General features: G+C 69.3%; 24 protein-coding genes and 1 pseudogene. 17 read left to right on the forward strand and 8 right to left on the reverse strand.

Annotated elements, in window-relative coordinates:
- The first annotated feature begins 8 nt into the window (after window positions 1-8).
- Entirely contained in the window at window positions 9-2,411 is a 2,403-nt protein-coding gene (locus ACEJ41_RS06975; RefSeq protein WP_374011574.1) for a 3-hydroxyacyl-CoA dehydrogenase/enoyl-CoA hydratase family protein, read from the forward strand.
- Between the two features lie 65 nt (window positions 2,412-2,476).
- Entirely contained in the window at window positions 2,477-3,682 is a 1,206-nt protein-coding gene (locus ACEJ41_RS06980; protein ID WP_374011575.1) for an acetyl-CoA C-acyltransferase, read from the forward strand.
- A 149-nt stretch (window positions 3,683-3,831) separates the two neighbouring features.
- Here the strand turns inward: ACEJ41_RS06980 and galU are convergent, their stop codons facing one another.
- From galU to cmk, 8 genes are all read right to left on the reverse strand, one after another.
- Window positions 3,832-4,737, reverse strand: a complete 906-nt coding sequence (gene galU, locus ACEJ41_RS06985; protein ID WP_374011576.1) for a UTP--glucose-1-phosphate uridylyltransferase GalU — start codon at window positions 4,735-4,737, stop codon at window positions 3,832-3,834.
- The gene (locus tag ACEJ41_RS06990; RefSeq protein ID WP_374011577.1) at window positions 4,737-6,647 is read right to left on the reverse strand and encodes a polysaccharide biosynthesis protein; all 1,911 of its coding nucleotides are present in this window, start codon (window positions 6,645-6,647) and stop codon (window positions 4,737-4,739) included. The genes galU and ACEJ41_RS06990 overlap by 1 nt, the downstream gene beginning before the upstream one ends.
- An 18-nt stretch (window positions 6,648-6,665) precedes the next feature.
- Window positions 6,666-7,670 carry a glycosyltransferase family 4 protein gene (locus ACEJ41_RS06995; RefSeq protein ID WP_374011578.1) on the reverse strand — a complete coding sequence of 335 codons (1,005 nt, stop codon included), beginning with the start codon at window positions 7,668-7,670 and terminating at the stop codon, window positions 6,666-6,668.
- Window positions 7,670-8,848 carry a lipopolysaccharide assembly protein LapB gene (lapB, locus tag ACEJ41_RS07000; RefSeq protein WP_374011579.1) on the reverse strand — a complete coding sequence of 393 codons (1,179 nt, stop codon included), beginning with the start codon at window positions 8,846-8,848 and terminating at the stop codon, window positions 7,670-7,672. Before lapB ends, ACEJ41_RS06995 begins: the two co-directional genes overlap by 1 nt.
- A 5-nt stretch (window positions 8,849-8,853) precedes the next feature.
- Window positions 8,854-9,156: a hypothetical protein gene (locus ACEJ41_RS07005; protein WP_374011580.1), complete on the reverse strand. Its 303-nt coding sequence runs from the start codon at window positions 9,154-9,156 to the stop codon at window positions 8,854-8,856.
- Window positions 9,157-9,223: 67 nt separating this feature from the next.
- Window positions 9,224-9,538, reverse strand: a complete 315-nt coding sequence (locus ACEJ41_RS07010) for an integration host factor subunit beta (protein WP_374011581.1) — start codon at window positions 9,536-9,538, stop codon at window positions 9,224-9,226.
- An 80-nt stretch (window positions 9,539-9,618) separates the two neighbouring features.
- Window positions 9,619-11,307, reverse strand: a complete 1,689-nt coding sequence (gene rpsA / locus ACEJ41_RS07015) for a 30S ribosomal protein S1 (protein WP_374011582.1) — start codon at window positions 11,305-11,307, stop codon at window positions 9,619-9,621.
- Window positions 11,308-11,500: 193 nt separating this feature from the next.
- Window positions 11,501-12,184, reverse strand: a complete 684-nt coding sequence (cmk, locus tag ACEJ41_RS07020) for a (d)CMP kinase (protein WP_374011583.1) — start codon at window positions 12,182-12,184, stop codon at window positions 11,501-11,503.
- Window positions 12,185-12,360: 176 nt separating this feature from the next.
- Here cmk and ykgO point away from each other — a divergent pair, with 176 nt between their 5' ends.
- The 15 genes and pseudogenes from ykgO to ACEJ41_RS07095 all read left to right on the forward strand — a co-directional run bounded on the left by ykgO (window position 12,361) and on the right by ACEJ41_RS07095 (window position 24,695).
- Window positions 12,361-12,486: a type B 50S ribosomal protein L36 gene (gene ykgO / locus ACEJ41_RS07025; RefSeq protein WP_010342887.1), complete on the forward strand. Its 126-nt coding sequence runs from the start codon at window positions 12,361-12,363 to the stop codon at window positions 12,484-12,486.
- A 227-nt stretch (window positions 12,487-12,713) separates the two neighbouring features.
- On the forward strand, window positions 12,714-13,040 hold the full coding sequence (locus ACEJ41_RS07030) for a hypothetical protein (protein ID WP_374011584.1): 327 nt from the start codon (window positions 12,714-12,716) through the stop codon (window positions 13,038-13,040).
- A gap of 114 nt (window positions 13,041-13,154) precedes the next feature.
- Window positions 13,155-14,201 (forward strand): agmatine/peptidylarginine deiminase, encoded by a 1,047-nt coding sequence (locus ACEJ41_RS07035; RefSeq protein WP_374011585.1) that lies wholly within the window; start codon window positions 13,155-13,157, stop codon window positions 14,199-14,201.
- A 143-nt stretch (window positions 14,202-14,344) separates the two neighbouring features.
- The gene (locus tag ACEJ41_RS07040) at window positions 14,345-15,229 is read left to right on the forward strand and encodes a carbon-nitrogen hydrolase (RefSeq protein WP_374011586.1); all 885 of its coding nucleotides are present in this window, start codon (window positions 14,345-14,347) and stop codon (window positions 15,227-15,229) included.
- A gap of 7 nt (window positions 15,230-15,236) precedes the next feature.
- Window positions 15,237-16,457, forward strand: coding sequence for a TraB/GumN family protein (locus tag ACEJ41_RS07045; RefSeq protein ID WP_374011587.1), 1,221 nt, complete (start codon window positions 15,237-15,239; stop codon window positions 16,455-16,457).
- Window positions 16,458-16,631: 174 nt separating this feature from the next.
- Entirely contained in the window at window positions 16,632-17,372 is a 741-nt protein-coding gene (locus tag ACEJ41_RS07050; RefSeq protein ID WP_374011588.1) for a flagellar motor protein, read from the forward strand.
- Window positions 17,373-17,384: 12 nt separating this feature from the next.
- Window positions 17,385-18,338: a flagellar motor protein MotD gene (motD, locus tag ACEJ41_RS07055; RefSeq protein ID WP_374011589.1), complete on the forward strand. Its 954-nt coding sequence runs from the start codon at window positions 17,385-17,387 to the stop codon at window positions 18,336-18,338.
- 15 nt (window positions 18,339-18,353) lie between these two features.
- The gene (locus ACEJ41_RS07060) at window positions 18,354-19,139 is read left to right on the forward strand and encodes a ParA family protein (RefSeq protein WP_374011590.1); all 786 of its coding nucleotides are present in this window, start codon (window positions 18,354-18,356) and stop codon (window positions 19,137-19,139) included.
- Between the two features lie 83 nt (window positions 19,140-19,222).
- Window positions 19,223-19,912: pseudogene (locus ACEJ41_RS07065) on the forward strand (chemotaxis protein CheW); the annotation flags it as partial.
- Between the two features lie 61 nt (window positions 19,913-19,973).
- The gene (locus ACEJ41_RS07070; protein WP_374011591.1) at window positions 19,974-20,285 is read left to right on the forward strand and encodes a lipid asymmetry maintenance protein MlaB; all 312 of its coding nucleotides are present in this window, start codon (window positions 19,974-19,976) and stop codon (window positions 20,283-20,285) included.
- On the forward strand, window positions 20,282-20,647 hold the full coding sequence (locus ACEJ41_RS07075; protein ID WP_374011592.1) for a response regulator: 366 nt from the start codon (window positions 20,282-20,284) through the stop codon (window positions 20,645-20,647). The genes ACEJ41_RS07070 and ACEJ41_RS07075 overlap by 4 nt, the downstream gene beginning before the upstream one ends.
- Before the next feature lie 46 nt (window positions 20,648-20,693).
- The gene (locus tag ACEJ41_RS07080) at window positions 20,694-22,700 is read left to right on the forward strand and encodes a chemotaxis protein CheA (protein ID WP_374011593.1); all 2,007 of its coding nucleotides are present in this window, start codon (window positions 20,694-20,696) and stop codon (window positions 22,698-22,700) included.
- 215 nt (window positions 22,701-22,915) lie between these two features.
- Entirely contained in the window at window positions 22,916-23,659 is a 744-nt protein-coding gene (locus ACEJ41_RS07085) for a flagellar brake protein (RefSeq protein ID WP_374011594.1), read from the forward strand.
- Window positions 23,660-23,741: 82 nt separating this feature from the next.
- The gene (locus tag ACEJ41_RS07090) at window positions 23,742-24,221 is read left to right on the forward strand and encodes a chemotaxis protein CheW (protein ID WP_374011595.1); all 480 of its coding nucleotides are present in this window, start codon (window positions 23,742-23,744) and stop codon (window positions 24,219-24,221) included.
- A gap of 90 nt (window positions 24,222-24,311) precedes the next feature.
- Entirely contained in the window at window positions 24,312-24,695 is a 384-nt protein-coding gene (locus tag ACEJ41_RS07095) for a hypothetical protein (protein ID WP_374011596.1), read from the forward strand.
- The last annotated feature ends 56 nt before the right edge of the window (window positions 24,696-24,751 follow it).

A 24,751-nucleotide genomic window follows, 5' to 3' on the forward strand; every position in this document is an offset into this window, starting at 1 on the left:
TGCAAAACATGTCCAAGAAAATACTTGTACGTCGTGCCGCGGTTCTCGGTGCCGGTGTCATGGGCGCCCAGATCGCCGCCCACCTGACCAACGCCGGCGTGGACACGGTGCTGTTCGACCTGCCCGCCAAGGATGGTCCGGCCGACGGCGTGGTACTCAAGGCCATCGCCAACCTGGCCAAGCTCAGCCCTGCCCCGCTGGCCAGCAGGTCGCTGGCCCAGGCCATCACCCCGGCCAACTACGACACCGGGCTGGAGCAACTGCGCGGGTGCGACCTGGTGATCGAGGCGATCGCCGAGCGGATGGACTGGAAACAGGACCTGTACCGCAAGATCGCCCCGTTCGTGGCCGACCACGCGGTGCTGGCTTCCAACACCTCCGGCCTGGGCATCAATGCGCTGGCCGCAGTGCTGCCCGAGCAGCTGCGCCACCGCTTCTGCGGCGTGCACTTCTTCAACCCGCCGCGCTACATGCACCTGGCCGAGCTGATCCCCGCCGACACCACCGACGCGGCGGTGCTGGAAGGCCTGGAAACCTTCCTGACCACGCAACTGGGCAAGGGCGTGGTGTACGCAAGGGATACCCCCAACTTCATCGGCAACCGGATCGGCGTGTTCTCGATCCTGTCGGTGATCCACCACACCCACAAGTTCGGTCTGGGCTTCGACGAGGTCGATGCGCTGACCGGCCCGCTGGTCGGGCGGCCCAAGTCGGCCACCTACCGCACCTCCGACGTGGTCGGCCTGGACACCATGGCCCATGTCATCAAGACCATGGCCGACACCCTTCCGGACGACCCGTGGCACCAGTATTTCCAGGCGCCCGACTGGCTGCAGGCACTGATCGCCAAGGGTGCGCTGGGCCAGAAGGCCGGCGCCGGCATCTTCCGCAAGGTCGGCAAGGACATCACCGTGCTGGACCTGGACAAAAGTCTGGCCAGGGATGCGGAGCAATCCGCAGACCCCTACCGCGCCGCCGACCGCAAGGCCGCCGACGAGGTGGTCGGGATCCTCAAGCTGAAGAATCCGGCCGAGAAGTTCGGCAAGCTGCGCGAAAGCCAGCACCCGCAGGCGCAGTTCCTGTGGGCCGCGTTCCGCGACCTGTTCCATTACAGCGCCTACCACCTGGCCGACATCGCCCGTACCGCGCGCGACGTGGACCTGGCCATCCGCTGGGGCTATGGCTGGTCGCTGGGCCCGTTCGAGACCTGGCAGGCCGCCGGCTGGAAGCAGGTGGCGCAGTGGATCGCCGACGACATCGCCGCGGGCAAGGCCATGAGCGATGCGCCGCTGCCGGCCTGGGTGCTGGACGGGCGCGAGGGCGTGCACATGGCGCAGGGCAGCTACAGCCCGGCGGAAAACACGCTGGTGCCGCGCTCGGCACTGCCGGTGTACCAGCGCCAGCGCTTCCCTGATCCGCTGCTGGGCGAGAAGTTCGATCCCGGCACCACGGTCTACGAGAACGAAGGCGTGCGCATGTGGCACGACGGCGACGGCATTGCCGTGGTCTCGTTCAAGACCAAGATGAACACCGTGTCCGACCACGTGCTCGACGGGCTGCAGGAGGCGATCGCCATCGCCGAACGCGACTTCCAGGGCCTGGTCATCTGGCAGCACCGCGATCCCTTCTCCGCCGGTGCCGACCTGGCCGGCGCGCTGGGCCTGCTGCAGGAAGGCAAGGTCGCCCAGTTCGAGGCGATGGTCGCCAACTTCCAGCGCACCAGCCAGCGGATCAAGTACGCGCTGGTGCCGGTGGTGGCGGCGGTGCGTGGCCTGGCCTTGGGCGGCGGTTGCGAATTCCAGATGCACAGCGCCCGCACCGTGGCCCACCTGGAAAGCTACATCGGCCTGGTCGAGGCCGGCGTCGGCCTGTTGCCGGCCGGTGGTGGCCTCAAGGAGCTGGCCGTGCGCGCCGCGCGTGCGGTGGGCCCCGGCGGGGATGTGTTTGCCGAGCTGAAGAAGACCTTCGAGACCGTGGCCATGGCCAAGGTCTCGACCTCGGCCATCGAGGCCCAGGAGCTGGGCCTGATGCGCCCGGACGACAGGATCGTGCTGCACGCCCACGAGCTGCTGCACGTGGCCAAGGCCGAGGCCCGCGCCCTGGCCGAGGGCGGCTACCGCCCACCGCTGCCGGCGCGCAGCATCCAGGTCGCCGGCGACGTCGGCATCGCCACCTTCCGCATGCTGCTGGTCAACATGCTGGAGGGCCGCTTCATCAGCGAGTACGACGACCAGATCGCCACCCGCATCGCCACCGTGGTCTGCGGCGGCCAGGTCGACCGTGGCGCGCTGGTGGACGAGGACTGGCTGCTCGAGCTGGAGCGCCGCCATTTCGTCGAGCTGGCCCAGCAGGACAAGACCCAGGACCGCATCGGCCACATGCTCAAGACGGGCAAGCCCCTGCGCAACTGAGCGCAGCCGACGGCGCGCCAGGCGCGCGCCTGGCGCTGCGCCCACCACAGATTCCGGAGATTCCCATGAGCAAGCAGATCCAGGACGCCTACATCGTTGCCGCCACCCGAACCCCGGTCGGCAAGGCGCCCAAGGGCGTGTTCCGCAACACCCGACCGGACGACATGCTCGCCCACGTGCTCAAGGCCGTGGTCGCGCAGGCGCCGGGCATCGATGTGGGCCGCATCGACGACGCCATCATCGGCTGCGCCATGCCCGAGGGCGAGCAAGGCATGAACGTGGCGCGCATCGGCGTGCTGCTGGCCGGGCTGCCCGACACCATCGCCGCGCAGACCATCAACCGCTTCTGCTCTTCCGGCCTGCAGGCCGTGGCCCTGGCCGCCAATGAGATCCGCCTGGGCAACGCCGAGCTGATGCTGGCCGGCGGCACCGAGTCGATGTCGATGGTGCCGATGATGGGCAACAAGGTCGCGCTGTCGCCGTCGGTGTTCAACGACGACCACGTGGCCATCGCCTATGGCATGGGCATCACCGCCGAGAAGGTGGCCGAGGAGTGGAAGGTCTCGCGCGGCGACCAGGACGCGTTCGCCCTCGCCTCCCACCAGAAGGCGCTTGCGGCCATCGCCGCCGGCGAGTTTGCCGACGAGATCACGCCCTACGAGGTGCTCTCGCACCAGCCCGACCTTGCCGGCAACACCATCCAGCTGAAGAAGCGCCTGGTCGACACCGACGAAGGCCCGCGCCCGGACACCTCGCTGGAAGGCCTGGGCCGGCTGCGCCCGGTATTCCGCAATGGCCAGTTCGGCGGCAGCGTCACCGCCGGCAACTCCTCGCAGATGAGCGATGGCGCCGGTGCGGTGCTGCTGGCCTCGGCGCAGGCGATCAAGGACTACGGGCTGACGCCACTGGCGCGCTTGGTGAGCTTCTCCGTGGCCGGCGTGCGTCCGGAAGTGATGGGCATCGGGCCGATCGCCGCGATCCCCAAGGCGCTCAGGCAGGCCGGCCTGCGCAAGGATCAGCTGGACTGGATCGAGCTCAACGAGGCCTTCGCCGCGCAGGCGCTGGCGGTGATCCGCGACAGCGAACTGGATCCGGCCAAGGTCAATCCGCTCGGCGGCGCGATCGCCCTGGGCCATCCGCTTGGCGCCACCGGCGCGGTCCGCACCGCGACCATCGTCCATGGCCTGCGCCGCCGCCAGCAGAAGTACGGGATGGTGACCATGTGCATTGGTACCGGCATGGGTGCGGCGGGCATCTTCGAAGCACTCTGACGAGCCGGCCATTCCGAAAACCCGAACGGCGCCCGAGGGCGCCGTTCGCGGCTGGACCATGACACCGAGCCTGGCGGGCGCCCTGCCCGGCCAGCGACGGAGCATCGACAGGCGCCGGCATCGCATCCGGCCCCGGAAGCGACACGGCCTCAGCCGTTGTCGGTGACGCCCAGGTCGTCCAGCGCCTTCTGCATGCTGATCCGTGCCGGCGCGCTCAGCTTCTCGTGGTCCAGCGCAAACCGGATGGTCGCCTCGATCAGGCCGATGTGGGTGCCGCAATCGAAGCGGGTGCCACGAAAGCGGTAGGCGTCATACAGGCTGCCCGAGCCCAGCATCGATGCGATCGCGTCGGTGAGCTGGATCTCGCCGCCGGCACCGCGGCCGGTGGATTCAAGCGCGGCGAAGATGCCCGGCGGCAACACGTAGCGGCCCACGACCGCCAGGGTGCTGGGCGCGTCGGCCGGCGCCGGCTTCTCGACCATCGCCTCGATCCGGCCGGCGCGGCCCTCGAACTGGCCGGTGGCGGCGATGCCGTAGCTGGAGGTCTTTTCGCGCGGGACGTCCTGCACCGCGATCACGCCACCGCCGGAACGCTCGGCATGGTCGGCCATCTGCTTGAGCGCACCGTCGTTGCCGCGGTTCCAGATCAGGTCGTCCGGCAGCAGCACCGCGAAGGGCTCGTCGCCGATCACTTCCTTCGCGCACAGCACCGCATGCCCGAGCCCGAGTGCTTCCTGCTGGGTCACGAAGATGGTGCGCACATGCGCCGGCAACGGATTGCGCACCTGCTCGAGCAGGTCCAGCTTGCCGGCACGCTCGAGCTTCTGCTCCAGTTCGTAGGCCTTGTCGAAATAATCGGCCACCGCGTGCTTGTAGCGGTTGGTGATGAACACCAGGGTGTCGCAACCGGCCTCGATGGCCTCGTCCACGGCGTACTGGATCAGCGGCCGGTCGATGATCGGCAGCATCTCCTTGGGTACGGTCTTGGTCGCCGGGAGAAAACGGGTGCCCAGTCCGGCGACGGGGAATACGGCCTTGCGAATCCTCTTGCTCATCAGATCCTTCTGGCCTCTCGGGCCGGAAACGGCACGACGACGGCGCTGGAAACCTGCGGCCGGGTCGCATCCATGGGAGTGAATTCGGGAATGACCTCGCACAGCACCTGGCTCAGCGCGACCTCGTCGTAACGGGCCACGGCATCGCGCATGCGCTCCACGCCGGTGCGCACCAGTTCGGTCGGGCATTGCCGCGGCCCGGCCTCGAGGATCTTGGAGTGCGACGTGGGGCGGTACTGCTCGTCGGCGTAGAACAGCGTCTCGTGCAGCTTCTCGCCCGGGCGCAGGCCGGTGTAGACGATGGCCACGTCGCGGCCCGGCTGCTTGCCGGCCAGGCGGATCATCTGCTCTGCCAGCAGCCGGATCGGCACCGGCTCGCCCATGTCCAGGGTGTAGATCGCCGCGTGCGAGGCCGAGGCGGCAGCCTGCACGATCAGCTGGCAGGCCTCGGGAATGGTCATGAAGTAGCGGCTGACCTCCGGGTCGGTCACCGTCACCGGGCCGCCCTGGCGGATCTGCTCGCGGAACAGCGGCACCACGCTGCCGGCCGAATCGAGCACGTTGCCGAAGCGCACGGTGACATAGCGGGTGCCTTCGACCTTGGCATCCAGCGACTGGGCGATCATCTCGGCAAAGCGCTTGGTCGCGCCCAGCACGTTGGCCGGGTCGACCGCCTTGTCGGTGGAGATGAACACGAAGGTGCCCACGCCCATGTCGCGGCACAGCCCGGCGACCGTCTCGGTGGCAAGCACGTTGTTGCGCACCGCCTCGCGCAGTTGCCGCTCCAGCAGCGGGACCTGCTTGTAGGCGGCGGCATGGAACACGGCGTCGGGCTGGGCCAGGCGCAAGGCATGCGCGGTGACCGCCGGGTCGCCACAATCGCCCAGCACCGCCTCCACCTCCAGGTCGGGGAAGGCGCGCATCAGCTCGGTGTGGATGGTGGTCAGGGCCAGCTCGTCCACCTCCAGCAGCGCGATCTTGCGCGCGCCGTGGCGGGCGCACTGGCGGCACAGCTCCGAACCGATCGAGCCGCCGGCACCGGTGACCATCACCGTGCGGCCGCCCAGCCAGGCGCGGATCAGCTTCCAGTCCGGGGTCACCGGCTTGCGGCCGAGCAGGTCCTCGATCGCCACTTCCTTCAACTCGCCCGGCAGCGCCTGCCCTTCCAGCACGTCGGTCAGGCGCGGCACGGTGCGGAACGGCAGCCCGGTGCGTTCGCAGATGGACACCGCGCGCTGCATCCCGGCCGCGTCCAGCGACGGCATGGCGATGACCAGCATCCCGGCGGCAACTTCGCGGGACACGCACGGCGCGTCTTCCAGGCGCCCGAGGATCGGCAGGCCCTGCAGGAACGACCCCTTGAGCTGCGGTGCATCATCGAGGAAGCCGACCGGCTGGTAGGCACCGGAACGCCGCAGGTCGCGGACCAGGGCCTCGCCAGCGCGGCCGGCACCCATGATCAGCACCCGGCGCACGACGAAGTCGCCGCGGCCCACGTGGTAGTCCTTCCACACCCGGTACAGCAGGCGCGGCACGCCCAGCAGCACGGTCAGGGCCAGTGGATACAGCACCAGCACCGTGCGCGGGACCGACTCGAGCCGGTTGTAGATGGCCAGGCCCAGGACGATGGCGACCAGCCCCAGCAGGCTGGCCTTGAGGATGTTCCACAGGTCCGGGACGCTGGCAAAGCGCCACAGGCCGCGGTACAGGCCCACACGCCAGAACACCAGCGCCTGTGCGATCAGCACGATGGCAAGGCTGGGGGCGAAATCGTTCCAGTCGTAGCGCTCGTGACGGGTGGCGTAGCGCAACACGTGCAGCAGCTGCCAGCCCACCAGGACCATCGTCAGGTCATGGATCACGATTGCGGCGCGGGGGAACAGCGTCGAAAGCTTGTCCCGGGTGTTCATCCTGCGTAGACGTTCCTGTCAATGCGTTGCGGCCCTGCGCAGCAGGAACCACGTGAGGGCTGCCAGCAGCAGCCAGCAAACCGTCGCCACCCCTGCGAGCCACGGTCCAGCCTGATTCGAAGCGAACTGATTCAAGGCAAGCTGATTCAAAACGAGCGCAAGAATACCAGCCACCAGGCTGAACGCGGCGTAGACGAGGGTCACGGCCACATGCCGGTGCCCGGCCCGGACCATGCGCTGGTACAGGTGGGACACGTGCGCAAGCCACCAGCGCTCGCCGGCCAGGACGCGCCCGGCCAGGGTCAATGATGCGTCGACCAGGAACGCCGACAGGGGCAGCAGCACGCATACGGCAGCCACGCCAGCCCCCGGGCGCGCAGCGGCAAGCACCGCAATCACGGCCAGTGCATAGCCCAGCGCGCCACTGCCCACGTCGCCCAGGAAGATGCGTGCGCGCGGGAAATTGAACGGCAGGAAACCCGCGCACCCTGCCACCAGCACCCAGCCCAGCGCACCGGCCTGGGCCGGCGCCAGCAGCGCCAGGGTGCCCCCGGCAAGCAGGGCCTGGGTGGTGGCCAGGCCGTCGATGCCGTCCATGAAGTTCCACACGTTGACCAGCACCGGGACCGCGGCAAAGGCCACCAGCGCCCAGCCCCAGCGGCCATCGATCCCGAACAGGCCCAGCGCCACCACCACCCCGGCCAGGCATTGCACGAGCAGGCGCAGTGCCGGCGAAAGCGGGCGATGGTCGTCGACCCAGCCAATCCCGGCCACCAGGACCAGGCCGACGGCGAAGGCCAGCGCCGCCCGGCCGCCGAGCATGCCGCCGGCAGCCGCCACCGCGCAGCCCAGCAGCAGGGCCACCGCGATGCCCAGGCCACCGCCGCGCGGCGTCGGCAGCACATGGCTGCGTCGTTCGCCGGGCTGGTCGATCAGGCGCCGCCGGCGTGCATAGTGCAGGCTCGCCCAGGTCGCGAGCACGGCGACGGCCCACAGCGCGGGCAGCCAGGTCCAGGCCGGCATCAGACCACCGCGTAGTTGAGCAGCGGCTTGACCGTCCCCCACTCCTTGCAGCTGGGGCACTGCCAGTGGTGGGTGCGGGCGCCGAAGCCGCAGCGGCTGCAGCGGTAGCTCGGGTTGCGCACCAGCAACTGGTCGGTGATGTGCTTGAGGTCGTGCAGGGTGGCGGTGCTGTCGGCGCCAACGGCCAGGGTCAGGTCGATCAGGGCCGCCTCGCCGCGCACCGAGGGCCGGTCCTTGAGCTGGCGGCCCAGGTAATCACGCGCGGCCTGGGTGCCCTCCTGGGCTTCGATGAGGCGGGTCAGCGCCAGCACCGGGGCGATGCCGCGGTAGTGCTCGCTCATCTCGGCCAGGAACGCCCGTGCACCGGCGTTGTCGCCCACCTGCGCGTAGCAGGCCAGCAGGTTGGGCAGCAGCTCGGGCAGGTAGTCCGGGTCGTGGCGGGCGGCGCGCTCGAAGGCGCGGATCGCCGCTTCCGGGTGGCCGTCGTCGGCCTCGATCCGGCCTTCGAGGATGCCGGCGCGCACACTGGTCGCATCGGCCTGGTAAGCGCGCCCGATCGCCGCGCGCGCTGCATCCAGCTGGCTGTTGGCGCGGTGGCGCTCGGCCATCTCGCATTCGAACTGGGCCACCAGCTTGCCCATGGGCTCGCCGGTCACTTCCTCATAGCGGCTAGCGTTGTCGATTGCCCGTTCCCAGTCGCGTTCGGCCTGGTAGATGCCGATCAGGTGCTTGAGTGCCTGCGGAGCGCGCTGGTCGATCCTGGCCAGGTCGGTGAACACGGTCTCGGCGCGGTCCAGCAGGCCGGACTTCATGTAGTCCTCGCCCAGCGCCAGCAGTGCAAGAACCCGCTGCGCGTCACTGAGGTCGTTGCGCTGCACCAGGCCCTGGTGCAGGCGGATGGCGCGGTCGACCTCGCCACGCCGGCGGAACAGGTGGCCCAGCGCGACCTGGGTCTCGAAGGTTTCCTTGTCGAGCTCGGCGATGTGCAGGAACAGCTCGATCGCCTTGTCCGGCTGTTCGTTTAGCAGGTAGTTCAGGCCGCGGAAGTAGGTGCTGGACAGGCGGCTGACCTGGGTGTCGCCATGGCGCTGGCCACCACGCCGGCCCACCACCCAGCCGCTGAGCGCGGCCAGTGGCAGGAACAGGAAGAACCAGAACCACTCGGTCAGGAATTCCATGTGCTTCAGTCACCTTCCCGGTAGGGGACCGGAGGCCGGATGTCGTCGGCCTCGGGCATGGGGGCCGGCGCCGCCGGCACGCGACTTGCGCGGCGCAGGCGCGCATGCAGCGGGATCACCGTGGTTGCCACCACCAGCCCGCCGCCCAGCAACACACCGGCCAGCAAGGCGACCACGATTGCGATGCCCGTGGTGGTGACCACCTCGGTCACGCCGAAATTGAGCAGGATGCGCTGCGAATTGAGCGATCCAACGACCAGCCCGGCGACCAGGAAGGCCAGCAGGACCAGCAGACGAAGAATATTCATGACCCGCTATCTCCCGGGACGGTCGCGCCCAAGCTTAGCCGAGGCGGGGACGGATCGCGGGACGCGATCAGGGGCTTTCCTGCGGTTCGGCCGGCGCGGGCATCACCCCGCTGACCTTCTCGCGCAGTTCCTTGCCCGGCTTGAAGTGCGGCACGTGCTTGCCCGGCAACGCCACCGCCTCGCCGGTCTTGGGGTTGCGGCCCATGCGCGGCGGCCGGTAGTGCAGCGAAAAACTGCCGAATCCACGGATCTCGATGCGCTCGCCGGAGGCAAGCGAGCCAGCCATCATCTCCAGCAGCGACTTGACGGCAAGGTCCACGTCCTCGGCCTTCAGGTGCGACTGGCGGCGTGCCAGGATCTCGATCAGTTCGGACTTGGTCATCGATTGGGCGGGAAGCGGGTACATACGCCGCGGCGGCCCGGGGTTTCCGGGCCGCCGCGGAGCCAATCACACGTACTGCATCACTCCGGCTTGCCGCCCAGCTGCGCACGCAGCAGCGCGCCCAGGCTGGTGGTGCCGGCAGCGGCCTCGGCAGCGGTCTTGTTGTACTCGGCCATCGCCTCGGCGGTTTCCGCCTCGTCCTTGGCCTTGATCGACAGCTGCAGGCTGCGGCCCTTGCGGTCCATGCCCACGAACTTGGCCTCGACGGTGTCGCCGACCTTCAGGTGCTGGCTGGCGTCGTCCACGCGGTCGTAGCTGATGTCGCGCGCGGCCACGTAGCCCTCGATGCCATCGGCCAGGTCGATCGTGGCGCCCTTGGCGTCCACTTCCCGGACCGTGCCCTCGACCTTGGTGCCCTTGGGATGGGCCGCCATGTACTGGCCGAACGGATCCTGCTCCATCTGCTTCAGGCCCAGGCTGATGCGCTCGCGCTCCGGGTCAACTGCAAGCACGACGGCCTCGAGGGTGTCGCCCTTCTTGTAGTTGCGCAGGATGTCCTCGCCAGTGGTGTTCCAGCTGATGTCGGACAGGTGGACCAGGCCATCGATGCCGCCGTCCAGGCCGATGAAGATGCCGAAGTCGGTGATCGACTTGATCTGGCCCGACACCTTGTCGTTCTTCTTGTGGATGGCGGCGAAGGTCTCCCACGGATTGGCGGCGACCTGCTTCATGCCCAGCGAGATGCGGCGACGCTCCTCGTCCACGTCCAGGACCATGACCTCGACCTCGTCACCGACCTGCACCACCTTGGACGGGTTGACGTTCTTGTTGGTCCAGTCCATCTCGGACACGTGCACCAGGCCTTCCACGCCCGGCTCGATCTCGACGAACGCGCCGTAATCGGTGACGTTGGAGACCTTGCCGTACACGCGGCTGTTGGCCGGGTAACGGCGGGCGATGTTGTCCCACGGATCCTCGCCCAGCTGCTTCAGGCCCAGCGAGACGCGGTTGCGCTCGCGGTCGAACTTCAGCACGCGCACTTCCAGCTCGGCGCCCACTTCCACCACCTCGGACGGATGGCGCACGCGCTTCCAGGCCATGTCGGTGATGTGCAGCAGGCCATCGATGCCGCCCAGGTCCACGAACGCGCCGTAGTCGGTGAGGTTCTTGACCACGCCCTTGAGCACGGCGCCCTCGACCAGCTTCTCCATCAGCTGCTCGCGCTCTTCCGAATGCTCGCTCTCGACCACCGCACGGCGGGAGACGACCACGTTGTTGCGCTTGCGATCCAGCTTGATGAGCTTGAACTCGAGCTCCTTGCCCTCCAGGTAGGCCGGGTCGCGCACGGGGCGCACATCGACCAGCGAACCAGGCAGGAAGGCGCGCACGTCCTTGATGTCGACGGTGAAGCCGCCCTTCACCTTGCCGCTGATGCGACCGGTGATGGTTTCGTTCTTCTCCAGGGCTTCTTCCAGCTCGTCCCACACCATCGCGCGCTTGGCCTTCTCGCGCGAGAGCACGGTCTCGCCAAAGCCATTCTCGATGGAGTCCAGGGCGACCTTGACCAGGTCGCCTTCGGCCACGTCGATCTCGCCGGCGTCATTACGGAACTGCTCGATCGGCACGATGCCTTCGGACTTCAGGCCGGCGTTGATCACCACCACGTCGCCGCGGACTTCCACGACGGTACCGGTGACGATGGAGCCAGGCTTCAGCTTGGCCAGGTTGGTCTGGCTTTGTTCGAACAGTTCGGCGAAAGATTCGGTCATTAGGTGAATACTCGGTTGAACACACGGACGGCGAAACACACGGCATCGGCCGCGCCACCGTCCCCCTGTCAGGCCCGTGCAGGCGCCTTGTGTGGTTGGATTGAAAAAACCGCCGAGGACGTCCACGGCGGCGCCTTGGCGCTTGCGCGCCCCTGCATGCGTGGCATCCCGGATTTGCGGCGCTGGACGACGATCAGGCGGTGCGGCCCGGCAACAGGGCCAGTACGCATTCGACGACCGCCTCGATGGACAGGCCGGTGGTATCGATGAGGACGGCGTCATCAGCCGGCCTCAGCGGTGCCACCGCGCGCTGGGCATCGCGGGCGTCGCGGGCAAGGATTTCCCGCAGCAGGTCGGCGAATGTAACCGAAACCCCTTTGTCCTTCAACTGGTTATGTCGCCTGAGGGCACGCTCTTCGGCACTGGCGGTCAGGAACACCTTGGCCGTGGCGTCGGGGAAGATGACCGTGCCCATGTCGCGGCCGTCGGCGACCAGGCCCGGCGCCCGCCGGAAGGCGCGCTGGCGCTCCGTCAGCGCTGCCCGGACCTCGGGAATGGCGGCGATCGCCGAGGCCAGGGCGCCGGTGGTTTCCAGCCGCAGTTCGTCGGTGGCGTCGGTACCGTTGACCAGTACCCGCAGCCCTGCCCCGCCCTCGCCTTCACGGAAATCGATGGAGGTATCGCGGGTGCAGCGCACCAGCGCGGCCGGGTCGGACAGGTCCAGGTCCGCCCAGCTGGCCGCCACCCCGACCGCCCGGTACAGTGCGCCCGAATCCAGGTAGTGCCAGCCCAGGCGCGCGGCCACGATCCGGCTCACGGTACCCTTGCCCGCGCCCGAAGGGCCGTCGATGGTGAGGACGGGGGCGGGAGCAGTCATGGCGTTTCCGGACAGCGTGCGGGGGCCGGATTGTAGCGTGGCGCCTGCCCCGTACCGCAGCCGGCAGCGCAAACGCTTGAAACCACAACGGAATCGCCGCTAGAATGGCGGGCTTGTTTCCGTGCCCCGGCCATTGTGGCCCTGGCTCCCCAACCGTCGTCCTCCCGAGGTGTGTCATGAAAGTCCTGTCCTCCCTGAAGTCGGCGAAGGCCCGTCACCGCGACTGCAAGGTGGTCCGCCGCCGCGGAAAGGTCTTCGTGATCTGCAAGTCCAACCCGCGTTTCAAGGCGCGCCAGCGCTGAGCCCGGTGGCAGGTTCGCCTGCCACGACGCGCAACGGAAGGCCGCAGCGATGCGGCCTTCCGCGTTTCCGGGTGGTGCGCCACCGGCCCGGCGCCGCCTGTGTGCCCTGCGGCAGACGGTGGCCACGGCACGCGTGCCAGCGCATTGCGGCCGGTTCTGCTTACAATCGCCGCCTGAGCACGCACACCACCGCCAGCCGGCGGCGGTCAAACCGGGGAGACACCGCGATGAAGCACCGCCTGTACATCCTGCCGTTGCTGGCCCTGCTGGGCCTGCCCGCCGCCGCCCAGGCCGAGACCCTGCTGGTCGAACGCACCCAGCAGCCCGTGGCCAATGCACCCGCGCGCGGCCTGTCCATGGCCGAGGTGGAGGCCCGCTTCGGCGCCCCGCAGCAGAAGCTGGACCCGCGCGGCGGGCAGAAGCGCCAGTGGCCCACCATCAACCGCTGGGTCTACGCCGACTACGTGGTCTACTTCGAGAAGAGCCGGGTGATCGACGTGGTGGCACACCAGGCCAGCCCCAACGAGATCGGGCCCAAGCCGCCGATCCGCTGAGCGGGCCCGGGCCGGGCCCGGAGCAACCGCCCGCAAGCCCCGCACCCCGGTGCGGGAATCCGATTGAATCGATGAGCCGGGCATGCCCCGGCGTGGCGGAGCCTTTTTGCAAAAATGAACGACAGCCTGCGCTTCCCGGCGGAGTGGGAACCCCAGTCCGCGATCCTGCTTGCGTGGCCGCATGCCGGCACCGATTGGGCCGAGCGCCTGGGCGACGTCGAGGACACCTACATCGCCCTGGTCGCGGCCATCACCCGCTTCCAGCAGGCATGGATCTGCGTGGCCGACGACGACCTGCAGACCTATGCCGAGGCCCGCCTGCGCTCGGCCCGGGTCGACATGTCGAAGGTGCGCTTCATCGCGTTCGACTACGACGACACCTGGCTGCGCGATTCGGGCCCGATCGTGCTGCGCGAGGGCGGCGGCTTGCGCGTGCTGGATTTCCGCTTCACCGCGTGGGGCGGCAAGTTCGAGGCCGGGCGCGACGACCGCCTGGTGGAAGCGCTGGCCGCACAGGGCCTGTTCGGCGCCGCGCCGCGGCAGCGCATCGACTTCGCGCTGGAAGGCGGCGGCATCGAGACCGATGGCGCCGGCACCCTGCTGACCACCTGGCAGTGCCTGCACGAGCGCCACCCGCAGGCCAGCCGCGAGGAACTGGACGCGCAGTTGCGCCAGTGGCTGGCCCAGGACCGGGTGCTGTGGCTGGAGCACGGCGCGCTCGAAGGCGACGACACAGACGCCCACATCGACACCCTGGCGCGTTTTTCCGCCACCGATGCGATCGTCTTCCAGGCCTGCGACGACCCGTCCGACAGCCATTACCCGGGGCTGCAGGCCATGGCGGCCGAACTGGCCAGCCTGCGCACCGCCGACGGCCGGCCGTACCGGCTGTTCCCGCTGCCGTGGCCCGCACCGGTGCTGGACCAGGGCCGACGCCTGGCCGCGTCGTATGCCAACTTCCTGATCGTCAACGGCGCGGTGCTGATGCCGGCCTACGGCGGCACGCCCGACGCGCGACAAACCGATGACCGCGCCGCCGCAGTGCTGGCCCGGGCTTTCCCGGACCGCGAGATCGTGCAGGTGCCCTGCCGCCCGCTGATCTGGCAGAACGGCAGCCTGCACTGCATCACCATGCAACTACCTGCTGGCCTGGGCCGCTGATCGCGCAGCCCGGACGCCACGGGATACGTGCCTGGCACCGGCGGCCGCGGCCTGCATGTCGTGGGCGTTACGCGCGCGTTTCAGGTCCCGTGCGCATGGCCCGGGTTACCATTCCCACATCCACGTTGAACCCACGGAAAGAGATGACCCGCAAGACCCTCTCCGTCGCCCTGGTCCAGGAGCGCAACCACGGCGATGCCGTCGCCAACCTGGCGGTGATCGAGGCGCGCGTGGCCGAGGCTGCGGCGCAGGGCGCGCAATTGGTGCTGCTGCAGGAGCTGCACAACGGCGCCTATTTCTGCCAGCACGAATCGGTGGATGAATTCGACCTGGCCGAGCCGATCCCCGGCCCGAGCACGGCGCGCCTGGGCGCGCTGGCCAGGCAGCACGGCGTGGTCATCGTCGGCTCGCTGTTCGAACGACGCGCGGCCGGCCTGTACCACAACACCGCGGTGGTGCTGGAGAAGGACGGCAGCCTGCTGGGCAAGTACCGCAAGATGCACATCCCCGACGACCCGGGCTTCTACGAGAAGTTCTACTTCACTCCGGGCGACATGGGCTTCACCCCGGTGGACACCTCGGTCGGGCGCCTTGGCGTGCTGGTGTGCTGGGACCAGTGGTACCCGGAAGCGGCGCGCCTGATGGCACTGGCCGGTGCCGAACTGCTGCTCTACCCCACCGCGATCGGCTGGGACCCCGAGGACACGCAGGACGAGAAGGACCGCCAGCGCGACGCCTGGATCCTGAGCCACCGCGGCCACGCCGTGGCCAACGGCCTACCGGTGCTCTCGTGCAACCGGGTGGGCCATGAATCCTCGCCGCTGGGCGCATCGGGCGTCGATTTCTGGGGCCACAGCCACGTGCTCGGCCCGCAGGGCGAGTTCATCGCCCAGACCGGCACCGACCCCACCGTGCTGGTCTGCGACGTCGACCTGGAGCGCAGCGAGCATGTGCGCCGGATCTGGCCGTTCCTGCGCGACCGCCGGATCGACGCCTACGACGGCCTGCTCAAGCGCTACATCGACTGAGCGGCACATGAGCGCAGAAACCTCCGCGGCCCCCGTGGCCGACCCTCTGCACGACCAGCCCCATCGCATCGTCGAGCGCGAAGGCGTGCGCTACACGCTGCTCGGCACGGCCCACATTTCCCGCGCCAGCGTCGAGGCGGTGCGCGCGGCCGTCGCCAGCGGTGCCTATGACGCGGTGGCGGTGGAACTGGACCCCGGCCGGCTGCAGTCACTGACCGATCCGTCCGCGCTGGCGCGGCTGGACATCGTGCGCGTGCTGCGCGAGGGCAAGGCCCACCTGTTCGTGGCCAACCTGGCCCTGTCGGCGTACCAGCGCCGGCTTGCCGAGCAACTGGACGTGGAGCCCGGTGCGGAACTCAAGGCGGCGGTGGCCGATGCGCGCGCGCTCGGCCTGCCGGTACAACTGATCGACCGCGAAGTCGGCCTGACCTTCCGCCGCGCGATGCAGTCGCTGGGCTGGTGGGCACGGGCCAGGACCGGCGCCGGCATCCTGGTGGCCATGTTCGGCGACGAGGACGTGGGCGACGAGGAGATCGAGAAGCTCAAGCAGGGCGACATGCTGGAGGCCAGCTTCGGCGAGTTCGCCTCGCACAGCCCTGCCCTGTACGAAGCGGTGATCGCCGAACGCGACCGCTACATGGCCGCGCGCCTGCGCCAGGAAGCCGGGGCTCCGCGCAACGTGCTGGCGGTGGTGGGCGCCGGCCACCTGGCGGGCCTGGCGCGCCACCTGGCCGAGGACAGTGCGGCCCCGGCCGAACTGCTGCAGGAGCTGGAAACCGTCAGGCAGAAGTCGCGGTTCCCGTGGATGGAGGTGCTGATCGCGGCGTTCCTGCTGGGCGGCTTCGCCTGGGGGTTTGCCAGCGGCGGGTTCGAGGTCGGCGCCGACCTGATGCTGTACTGGGTGCTGTGGACCGGCGGCCTGGGCGCCCTGGGCTGCCTGGTCGCCGGCGGCCATCCGCTGAGCATCCTGGGCGCTTTCGTGTCCTCGCCGTTCACGCCGCTGCACCCGGCGCTGGCGTCGGGCACGGTCAGCGCCTTGATCGAAGCCTGGGTGCGCAAGCCCACCCACGCCGATTTCATGGCCCTGCGCGACGACGTCAACACGTTCAGTGGCTGGTGGCGCAACCGGGTCGCGCGCGTGCTGCTGAACTTCTTCCTGACCTCGCTGGGGACCGCAATCGGGGTGTGGACCGGCGGTGCACGGATGCTTGCACGGCTGTTCGGCTGAACCGCACGCGGGCAATCCCTTCGGCAACGGCCGCAGCGCCGCTGCCGCAGGCGTGCCGGTGATTGCGCGACGCATGCCGCCCAAACCTTGACCTGCGTCTCATCGGCGCGTGGCTGGCAGCCGTCGCCACACCGCCCGCTCAAGTCTTCATGACTGCGCGCCGATACGGACCACATGGACATCCTCAGCCTTGTCGGCCTGCTACTGGCAGTGGTCGCACTGATCGGCGGCAGCATCCTCAAGGGAGCCGGCCTCGGCTCGCTGTGGTCATCGGCCGCATTCGTGATCGTGATCCTGGGGACGATCGCGGCGATCCTGGTGCATACGCCGCCGGCAGTCTTCCGCCGCGCGTTCGGCATCGTGGGCTGGATCCTGCGCCCGCCCGCCGCCGACCGCGAGGCGCTGATGGGGCAGATCATCGAGTGGAGCAACATCGCCCGCCGCCAGGGCCTGCTGGGCCTGGAGCAGCAGGTGTCCGAGCAGGCCGATCCGTTCCTGCGCAAGGGCCTGCAGATGCTGGTGGACGGGGTGGAGCCGGAACAGATCCGGCACATGCTGGAGATCGACCTGGGCAGCCAGGAACACCACGACCTGGCCGCAGCCAAGGTATTCGAGGGCATGGGCATCTACGCGCCCACCCTGGGCATCATCGGCGCGGTGTTCGGCCTGATCGCGGTGATGAAGAACCTGGCCGACCCGAGCAAGCTGGGCCACGGCATCGCCGCGGCGTTTACCGCCACCATCTACGGCATCGCCTCGGCCAACCTGTTCTTCCTGCCCATCGCCGCCAAGCTCAAGAGCGTGATCGCACGCCGCACCGGCGAGCGGGAGATGATCATCGAGGGCCTGATCGCGATCGCCCAGGGCGAAAACCCGCGCAACATCGAATCGAAGCTGGCCGGCTTCCTGCACTGAGGCCCGCAGACGATGGCGCGCAGGAAAAAACACGAAGAGCATCTGAACCACGAGGCCTGGGCCATCCCCTACGCCGACCTGATGACGCTGCTGCTGGCGTTCTTCGTGGTCATGTACGCCATCTCGACCGTCAACGAGGGCAAGTACCGGGTGATGGCCGACGCGCTGACCGCCGCCTTCGGCGGGGCGCCGCGCACGATCAATCCGGTCCAGGTGGGCAACCATCAACTGCAGGGCGCGGACTTCGACCGGCCCTCGCCGATCAAGTCCGGCGCCAAGCAGGGCCCGTCGGCGCCCTCGCCCGCGCCCAATCCCACCCTGCTGCCGGCGCTGGCCTCGCACATGCGCACCGGCACGCCCATGGATGTGACCAGCCGCCAGGCGGTCCAGCGCGCCCAGCGCCAGCTCGGCGACATCGCCGCGCGCCTGGAGGACGCACTGGCGCCGCTGGTGGACGCGCGCCTGATCACGATCAAGCGCGCCGACCTGTGGCTGGAGGTGGAGATCAACAGCGACATCCTGTTCGGCACCGGGTCGGCCTCGCTGGACCTGTCCGCGCGCGCGGTCCTGTCCAAGCTGGCGGGAGTGCTGAGCGACGTGCCCAATCCGGTGCGGGTGGAAGGCTACACCGACAACATCCCGATCAATACCGTGCAGTTCCCGTCCAACTGGGAGCTGTCGGCGTCCCGTGCCGCCAGCGTGGTGCACCTGTTCGTCTCCCAGGGCGTGACCCCGCAGCGCCTGGCCATGGTCGGCTACGGCGAGTACCGTCCACGTGCGGACAACCTCACCCAGGAGGGGCGCAACCGCAACCGCCGGGTCGTGCTGATCGTGCTGGCCAACCCGGACGATGCCACGGCATCGAACACGACGGTCAAGCCACAGGCTTCGACGCCGATATCGGTACAGGGAGCGCCGGCAACCGCCTCGGGCGGGGCCAGCGGACCGGCCAACGCCACCCCCTGAAGGAGGATCCATCCGATGCGTGTGTGGGCGATCGCAAACCAGAAGGGCGGCGTGGGCAAGACCACGACCACGCTCGCCCTCGGCCGCGGGCTGGCCCTGCGCGGCCACCGCGTACTGCTGGTCGACCTGGACCCGCATGCGTCGCTCACCCGCGCCTTCGGCGTCCCCGCCGACCCGCCGCCCGAAGGCGTGCTCGAACTGTTCTCGGCGCCGCCGCAGACCCTGGCAGAACTGGCCCGGCCAGGCGCCATCGAGCACCTGTCCTTTGTCTGCGCGCAGCCGGCCCTGGCCACCCTGGAACGACGCAGCGCCAACCAGCCGGGCCTGGGCCTGGCCCTGAGCCAGGCCCTGACCCGGCACAGCGGCCAGCACGACTACGTGCTGCTGGACTGCTCACCCACCCTGGGCCTGTTGATGATCAACGCGCTGGCCGCGGCCGACCGCGTGATCATCCCCACCCAGACCGAACCGCTTGCACTGCACGGCCTGGCCGGCATGTGCCGGACCGTGGAGATGGTGGAGCGCTCGCGCCAGCGTCCGCTGCCGGCGTCGGTGCTGCCCACCCTGTACGACCGCCGCACCCGCGCCGGCCAGGACGCACTGAAGAAAATGCAGGACGACCACGGCGCGCTGGTCTGGGAAGACGCCATTCCGGTGGACACGCGGATCAGCAACACCGAACTGCTGGTGCAGGCGCCAGGCGAGGACAGCGGCTACCCGGGCCGGGCGCTGTCCGCCTACAAGCGCGCGCTGGAGTGGATCCTGGCCGAGGACCAGCAACTGCTGGAGCGTGCGGCATGAACGCGGTCGCCGCCCTGGACGAATACCTGGACGGCCTGCTCGGTGCCGGCAACCAGGCAGCGGCGCCAGCCCCCTCGCCTGCCCCGGCAGTACCGGCATCCACGCCCGCCCCAGCCGAGCCGGTCGCTGCAGCGGCCGAGGCTGAGGCGCCTGTTCCTGCGGCACCTGTTCCTGCGGCGCCTGTGGCCGCCCCGCCACGGGTGCCGGCACCCCCCCGCGCTGCGGCTCCGGCGCCAAGGCCTGCGCCACCACCGACGCCCGCACCCGCGCCCCGCCCCGCAGCGACCGATGAGGTTGGCGACGACGTCCCTCCCGGATCACACCGTCGCGCCGCCGACCGCAGCTCGCGCTGGCTGCGCCTGCGCTGCGCCAGCCAGGCCTACGGGCTGGAACTGCTGAAGGTGCAGGAAGTGGTGCTGCCCACGCCGCTGCTGCCGCTGCGCGGCACCCAGCGCGAGATGCTCGGAGTGATGAACCTGCGCGGCCAGGTGGTGCCGGTGATGGACCTGGGCATGCACCTGGGCCAGGCCCCGCTGGTGGACACCACCGCCACCCGGATCGTGGTGCTGGAGGAGGATGGCGAAACCCTGGGCCTGCGCGTGTCGGCGGTGGAGGACGTGATCAGCCTGACCGACCCGCAGATCGAACCTCCGGCCACGTCCCGCGGCGGCCGCCTGCACAGCGCGCTGTTCCGCGGCATCGCCCGGCAATCGGCCGAGCTGATGATCCTGCTGGATGCCTCCTGCCTGCTGGCCCCGGCCGACACCGGCTAAAGGTCCGTTGCCGGTGGCCGCTATCCAATCGAACCTCAAATCCAGATCGGGCGGAGATGCGATGAACACCGTGCCCCTTGGCGAAGACCTCGGCATCGAGGCCAGCGCCGGGCTGAAGGACCGCCTGGCGGCGCATTTGGACGAACCTGCACTGGCACTGGATGCCGGTGCGGTTCAGCGGGTACACACCGCCGCGCTGCAGGTGCTGTGCGCGTTCTTCAATTGCCGCGCCAAGCAGGGCCACCGCACCGAACTGGCGGACTGCAGCGACACCCTGCGCGACGCGGCACGCCTGCTCGGGCTGTCCGGCCAGCTCGGGCTGGTCGGGAACCAACCGGACAACATGAAACAACCCGTGGAGAACGCCGCATGAGCGCACGCATTCTGGTAGTGGACGATTCGGCCTCGATGCGCCAGATGGTGTCCTTCGCCCTGACCTCCGCGGGCTTTGCGGTGGAAGAAGCCGAGGATGGCCAGGTTGCACTGGGCCGCGCCCAGGGCGAGCGTTTCAACGCCGTGGTGACCGACGTCAACATGCCGAACATGGACGGGATCTCGCTGATCCGCGCCCTGCGCGGCCTGCCGGACTACAAGTTCACCCCGCTGTTGATGCTCACCACCGAATCGGCCGCCGACAAGAAGGCCGAGGGCCGGGCCGCCGGCGCCACCGGCTGGCTGGTCAAGCCATTCAACCCGGAACAACTGGTCGCCACGGTCCAGAAGGTCCTGGGCTGACCGCCGCCCCGCCCCGCATTCCCGTTTACCGCACGAGCCGCGCCCCATGAGCATGGACCTGCAACGTTTCCACGCCACCTACTTCGAGGAAAGCCGCGAGGGCCTGGACGCGATGGAGGCCGGCTTGCTGGCGCTGGAAGGCGGCAGCCTGGACCCGGAAGTGGTCAACTCGGTGTTCCGCGCCGCGCATTCGATCAAGGGTGGCGCGGCGACCTTCGGGTTCGACAAGATGGCGGCGCTGACCCACGTCCTGGAGACCCTGCTGGACGAGATCCGGGCCGGCAAGCGCGCGCTGGCAGCCAGCGCCCTGGACGCGATGCTGGGCTCGGTGGACGTGCTGCGCGCGCTGCTGGCCGAGGCCGAGCATGGCAAGCCTTCCGATCCGTCCGCGGTGGCCGCCGTCCACGCCCGCCTCGAAGCCGAACTGAACGGCACCGCCGAGGAAGCCGCCGCGCCCGCCAAGGCACCGGCCGAAGCGGAGCCGGAGGGCTGGAGGATCGCGTTCGCGCCGTCGCCCTCGTTGTTCATGAGCGGCAACGACCCGCTGCGCATCCTGCGCGAGCTCGAACACCTGGGCGAGCTGGATGTGGATGCCAGGCTCGATCGCCTGCCCGCCTTCGCCCAGCTCGACCCGCTGGAAGCCTGCATTGCATGGGACATGGGCCTGCGCGCCAAGGTCCCGCGCAGCGCCATCGACGACGTGTTCGCCTGGGTGGTGGACGACTGCGAGCTGGACATCCAGCCGCAGCAGCCCGCCGCGGCCGATGCGGTTGCCGCCGCCGAGGCCGCGGCACCCGCCGCCGGGCCGGGGCCGGCCGCGCCACCGGCAGCCGCGCCGGCCGGGCCGGTCGCCGTCCCCGCCAGCGGCCATGCCGGCGAGGCCGAAAGCTCGATCCGGGTCAGCGTCGACAAGGTCGATGCGCTGATCAACCTGGTCGGCGAACTGGTCATCACCCAGGCCATGCTCAAGCAGGTCAGCGGCGGCATGGACCCGGCCCAGGCCGAGCGCCTGTTCGCCGGCCTGGAGCTGCTGGAGCGCAACACCCGCGACCTGCAGGAAGCGGTGATCGGCGTGCGCATGCTGCCGGTTGACGCGGTGTTCCGCCGCTTCCCGCGCCTGGTGCGCGACCTGTCCAGCCGCCTGGGCAAGCAGGTGCGCCTGCGCACGATCGGCGAGGGCACCGAACTGGACAAGGGCCTGATCGAGAAGATCGCCGATCCGCTGGTGCACCTGGTCCGCAACTCCATCGACCACGGCCTGGAAATGCCGGACGACCGCAAGGCCGCCGGCAAGGACGAGGCCGGCACCATCACCCTGGGCGCCTCGCACCAGGGCGGGCACATCGTGATCGAGGTCGCCGACGACGGCCGCGGGCTCAACCGCGACAAGATCCTGGCCAAGGCCCTCGAACGCGGCCTGCAGGTGCCGGACAACCCCAGCGATGCCCAGGTCTGGGACCTGATCTTCCAGCCCGGCTTCTCCACCGCCGACGCGGTCACCGACCTGTCCGGCCGTGGCGTGGGCATGGACGTGGTGCGCAAGAACATCCAGGCCCTGGGCGGCGAAGTCCAGCTGGAAAGCCGCGACGGCCACGGCACCCGGGTGGTGATCCGGTTGCCGCTGACCCTGGCGATCCTCGATGGCATGGTGGTGTCGGCAGGCGGCGAAGTCGTGATCCTGCCGCTCAGCCACGTGCTCGAGGCGCTGCAGCCACAGCCCGACGACATCCGCACCGTCGCCGGCGAAGGCCGCGTGCTGCGCGTGCGTGGCGAATACCTGCCCATGCTGTCGCTGGCCGACCACTACGGCTACCACGGCGGGCAGCGCGAGTCGCTGGTGGTGGTGGTCGAGGGCGAAGGCCGGAAACTGGCGCTGGAAGTGGAAGAACTGGTGGGCCAGCAGCAGGTGGTGGTCAAGAACCTGGAGCGCAACTACCGCCGGGTGCCGGGCATTTCCGGCGCCACCATCCTCGGCGACGGCCGCGTGGCCCTGATCGTCGACGTGGGCGGGCTGGTGCGGCTGCGCCAGCAGTCCCTGCCGCAAGCCGCCTGAGCCGCCGCGCTCCCTGCATCGCGCAGCCGTGTACCGCAGTCCGGCCCGGGATGGCACCATGGGCTGGCCACGCGCGGCGTTCGCGGTGGCACGGCCCCGTCGGCGCCGATGCGTGCGGTCAACTTCCGCGCTGGCATGCCGATAGGCCCTAGAGGCCCTACCCCGATCCGTTCGCCCTGACGATGCCGGCTGCCCACAAAACCCTGGCGGAACCGATGGAGCTCGAGGATGCACGCTATACGCTGCACGATCCTCGCGAAATCGCGCGTGTATTGCAGGCACTGATCGACAACCGCGCATTGATCAGCGCGTACATCATGCCCGGCGGGCTGCCCTGCCCGACCGCACTGCTGGAGCTGGACGAGAACGGCGTCCTGCTGATCGACGGCAGCCAGCAGGAAGTGCTGAACCAGCGCGTCGCCGACGCCCACCACCTGACCTGCATCTCGCAGCTGGACCGGGTCCGCATCCAGTTCCGGCTGGCCGGCCTGGTCCGGGTCCAGGTGGAAGGCCGCGCCGCCTTTTCCACCCAGATGCCGGACGCGCTGCTCAAGCTGCAGCGGCGCGAGCTGTACCGGCTGGCGCTGATCCCCGGCCCGGTGGTCACCCTGCAACTGGCCCCCACGCCGGCCGAAGTCGAAGCCGGGGCACCGCCGCTGCAGCTGCGGGTGGCCGACCTCAGCGGCGGCGGCCTGGCCTTGTCGGTGCGCGACGAGGACCAATCGCGGTTCCAGCCCCGCGCCGAGCTGGCGGGCTGCCTGCTGCACCTGCCGGACAGCGAACCGATCCCGGTACGCCTGCAGGTGGCCTGGATGGCGCCGCACGAAACCCCTGCCGGCACCAGCCTGCGGGTGGGCTGCCGTTACCTGGACCTGCCCGGCGCCGCCGAGAAGCAGATCCTGCGATACATCTTCCAGGTCGAGCGCCAGCGCAACGCGCGCGAGCGCCGGGCGGTGTAGCCGGCGCCTAAAGTTATGGCCGCGCGGGCCGATGTCCCGGGTAACCACCGCGCCGGGCGCGGTCACTCCCAGGAGCGCGTTCATGAGCAGCACCCCGGCCCCGAACACCGGCGAATACCTCACCTTCACCCTTGGCGACGAGCACTACGGGGTGGACATCCTCAAGGTGCAGGAGATCCGCGGCTACGATTCGGTGACCCGCGTCCCGGATGCGCCCGAGTACATCAAGGGCGTCATCAACCTGCGCGGCACCATCGTGCCGGTGATCGACCTGCGCCTGAAGCTGCGCCTGAAGGACGTGCGCTACGACAGCTTCACCGTGATGATCGTGCTCAACGTGGAAGACCGGGTGGTGGGCATCGTCGTGGACGGCGTGTCCGATGTGGTGCCGCTGGGCGAGGACCAGGTCCGGCCCACGCCCGAGTTCGGAGCCGCGGTCGATACCCGCTTCATCTCGGGCATCGGCACCGTGGACGAGCAGATGCTGATCCTGCTGGACATCGAAACCCTGCTCGACAGCGCCGACCTGGGACCTGAAGCGCTGCTTGAAGTCGCAGCCTGATTTCTAAAGTCCGGGGGCCACGCGCCGATAGCGAAGGTACAGGGCCCTGCAGAGGCCCGAAATCCTCACCGTTGCCATTGGAGTCCCGAGATGAACCCTACTGCCAAGCTGCTGTCCACGGCCGCCGCGCTGCTGGCACTGTCGCCGCTGGCCGTGTCTGCGCAGGAAGCGATCCCCGCCGAGCAGGCGGTACGCCACGTTGGCAAGGACGGCATGGTCTGCGGAAAGGTGGAGAAGACCCGCTACGCGCAGAACTCCGAGGGCGAGCCGACCTTCCTCTACATGGGCGGCAGCTTCCCGCGCCATACCTTCTCGGCACGCATTCCCGGCAGCCAGCGCGACAAGTTCAAGCCCACCCCGGAAGAACTGGAGGGCCGCGACGTGTGCATCATCGGCACCATCAAGCGTGATGCAAGCCGTGCCGAGGTCGAGGTGACCTCGCCATCCAACATCAAGCTGGCCACCCTCAAGTAACCGAACTGCAGTGCCCGGCCGGACAGCTCCGGCCGGCTCCGCCCGAAGCCCAGGGG

Origin of the sequence: Pseudoxanthomonas koreensis, assembly GCF_041890415.1 — a bacterium.
Classification (GTDB): Bacteria; Pseudomonadota; Gammaproteobacteria; order Xanthomonadales; family Xanthomonadaceae; genus Pseudoxanthomonas; species Pseudoxanthomonas koreensis_A.

What these genes read in the sequence shown, in the direction of transcription:
- ACEJ41_RS06975 (WP_374011574.1), top strand. Translation starts at nt 9, where the DNA reads ATGTCCAAGAAAATACTTGTACGTCGTGCCGCGGTTCTCGGTGCCGGT.
- ACEJ41_RS06980 (WP_374011575.1), top strand. Translation starts at nt 2,477, where the DNA reads ATGAGCAAGCAGATCCAGGACGCCTACATCGTTGCCGCCACCCGAACC.
- galU (WP_374011576.1), bottom strand. Translation starts at nt 4,737, where the DNA reads ATGAGCAAGAGGATTCGCAAGGCCGTATTCCCCGTCGCCGGACTGGGC.
- ACEJ41_RS06990 (WP_374011577.1), bottom strand. Translation starts at nt 6,647, where the DNA reads ATGAACACCCGGGACAAGCTTTCGACGCTGTTCCCCCGCGCCGCAATC.
- ACEJ41_RS06995 (WP_374011578.1), bottom strand. Translation starts at nt 7,670, where the DNA reads ATGCCGGCCTGGACCTGGCTGCCCGCGCTGTGGGCCGTCGCCGTGCTC.
- lapB (WP_374011579.1), bottom strand. Translation starts at nt 8,848, where the DNA reads ATGGAATTCCTGACCGAGTGGTTCTGGTTCTTCCTGTTCCTGCCACTG.
- ACEJ41_RS07005 (WP_374011580.1), bottom strand. Translation starts at nt 9,156, where the DNA reads ATGAATATTCTTCGTCTGCTGGTCCTGCTGGCCTTCCTGGTCGCCGGG.
- ACEJ41_RS07010 (WP_374011581.1), bottom strand. Translation starts at nt 9,538, where the DNA reads ATGACCAAGTCCGAACTGATCGAGATCCTGGCACGCCGCCAGTCGCAC.
- rpsA (WP_374011582.1), bottom strand. Translation starts at nt 11,307, where the DNA reads ATGACCGAATCTTTCGCCGAACTGTTCGAACAAAGCCAGACCAACCTG.
- cmk (WP_374011583.1), bottom strand. Translation starts at nt 12,184, where the DNA reads ATGACTGCTCCCGCCCCCGTCCTCACCATCGACGGCCCTTCGGGCGCG.
- ykgO (WP_010342887.1), top strand. Translation starts at nt 12,361, where the DNA reads ATGAAAGTCCTGTCCTCCCTGAAGTCGGCGAAGGCCCGTCACCGCGAC.
- ACEJ41_RS07030 (WP_374011584.1), top strand. Translation starts at nt 12,714, where the DNA reads ATGAAGCACCGCCTGTACATCCTGCCGTTGCTGGCCCTGCTGGGCCTG.
- ACEJ41_RS07035 (WP_374011585.1), top strand. Translation starts at nt 13,155, where the DNA reads ATGAACGACAGCCTGCGCTTCCCGGCGGAGTGGGAACCCCAGTCCGCG.
- ACEJ41_RS07040 (WP_374011586.1), top strand. Translation starts at nt 14,345, where the DNA reads ATGACCCGCAAGACCCTCTCCGTCGCCCTGGTCCAGGAGCGCAACCAC.
- ACEJ41_RS07045 (WP_374011587.1), top strand. Translation starts at nt 15,237, where the DNA reads ATGAGCGCAGAAACCTCCGCGGCCCCCGTGGCCGACCCTCTGCACGAC.
- ACEJ41_RS07050 (WP_374011588.1), top strand. Translation starts at nt 16,632, where the DNA reads ATGGACATCCTCAGCCTTGTCGGCCTGCTACTGGCAGTGGTCGCACTG.
- motD (WP_374011589.1), top strand. Translation starts at nt 17,385, where the DNA reads ATGGCGCGCAGGAAAAAACACGAAGAGCATCTGAACCACGAGGCCTGG.
- ACEJ41_RS07060 (WP_374011590.1), top strand. Translation starts at nt 18,354, where the DNA reads ATGCGTGTGTGGGCGATCGCAAACCAGAAGGGCGGCGTGGGCAAGACC.
- ACEJ41_RS07070 (WP_374011591.1), top strand. Translation starts at nt 19,974, where the DNA reads ATGAACACCGTGCCCCTTGGCGAAGACCTCGGCATCGAGGCCAGCGCC.
- ACEJ41_RS07075 (WP_374011592.1), top strand. Translation starts at nt 20,282, where the DNA reads ATGAGCGCACGCATTCTGGTAGTGGACGATTCGGCCTCGATGCGCCAG.
- ACEJ41_RS07080 (WP_374011593.1), top strand. Translation starts at nt 20,694, where the DNA reads ATGAGCATGGACCTGCAACGTTTCCACGCCACCTACTTCGAGGAAAGC.
- ACEJ41_RS07085 (WP_374011594.1), top strand. Translation starts at nt 22,916, where the DNA reads ATGGAGCTCGAGGATGCACGCTATACGCTGCACGATCCTCGCGAAATC.
- ACEJ41_RS07090 (WP_374011595.1), top strand. Translation starts at nt 23,742, where the DNA reads ATGAGCAGCACCCCGGCCCCGAACACCGGCGAATACCTCACCTTCACC.
- ACEJ41_RS07095 (WP_374011596.1), top strand. Translation starts at nt 24,312, where the DNA reads ATGAACCCTACTGCCAAGCTGCTGTCCACGGCCGCCGCGCTGCTGGCA.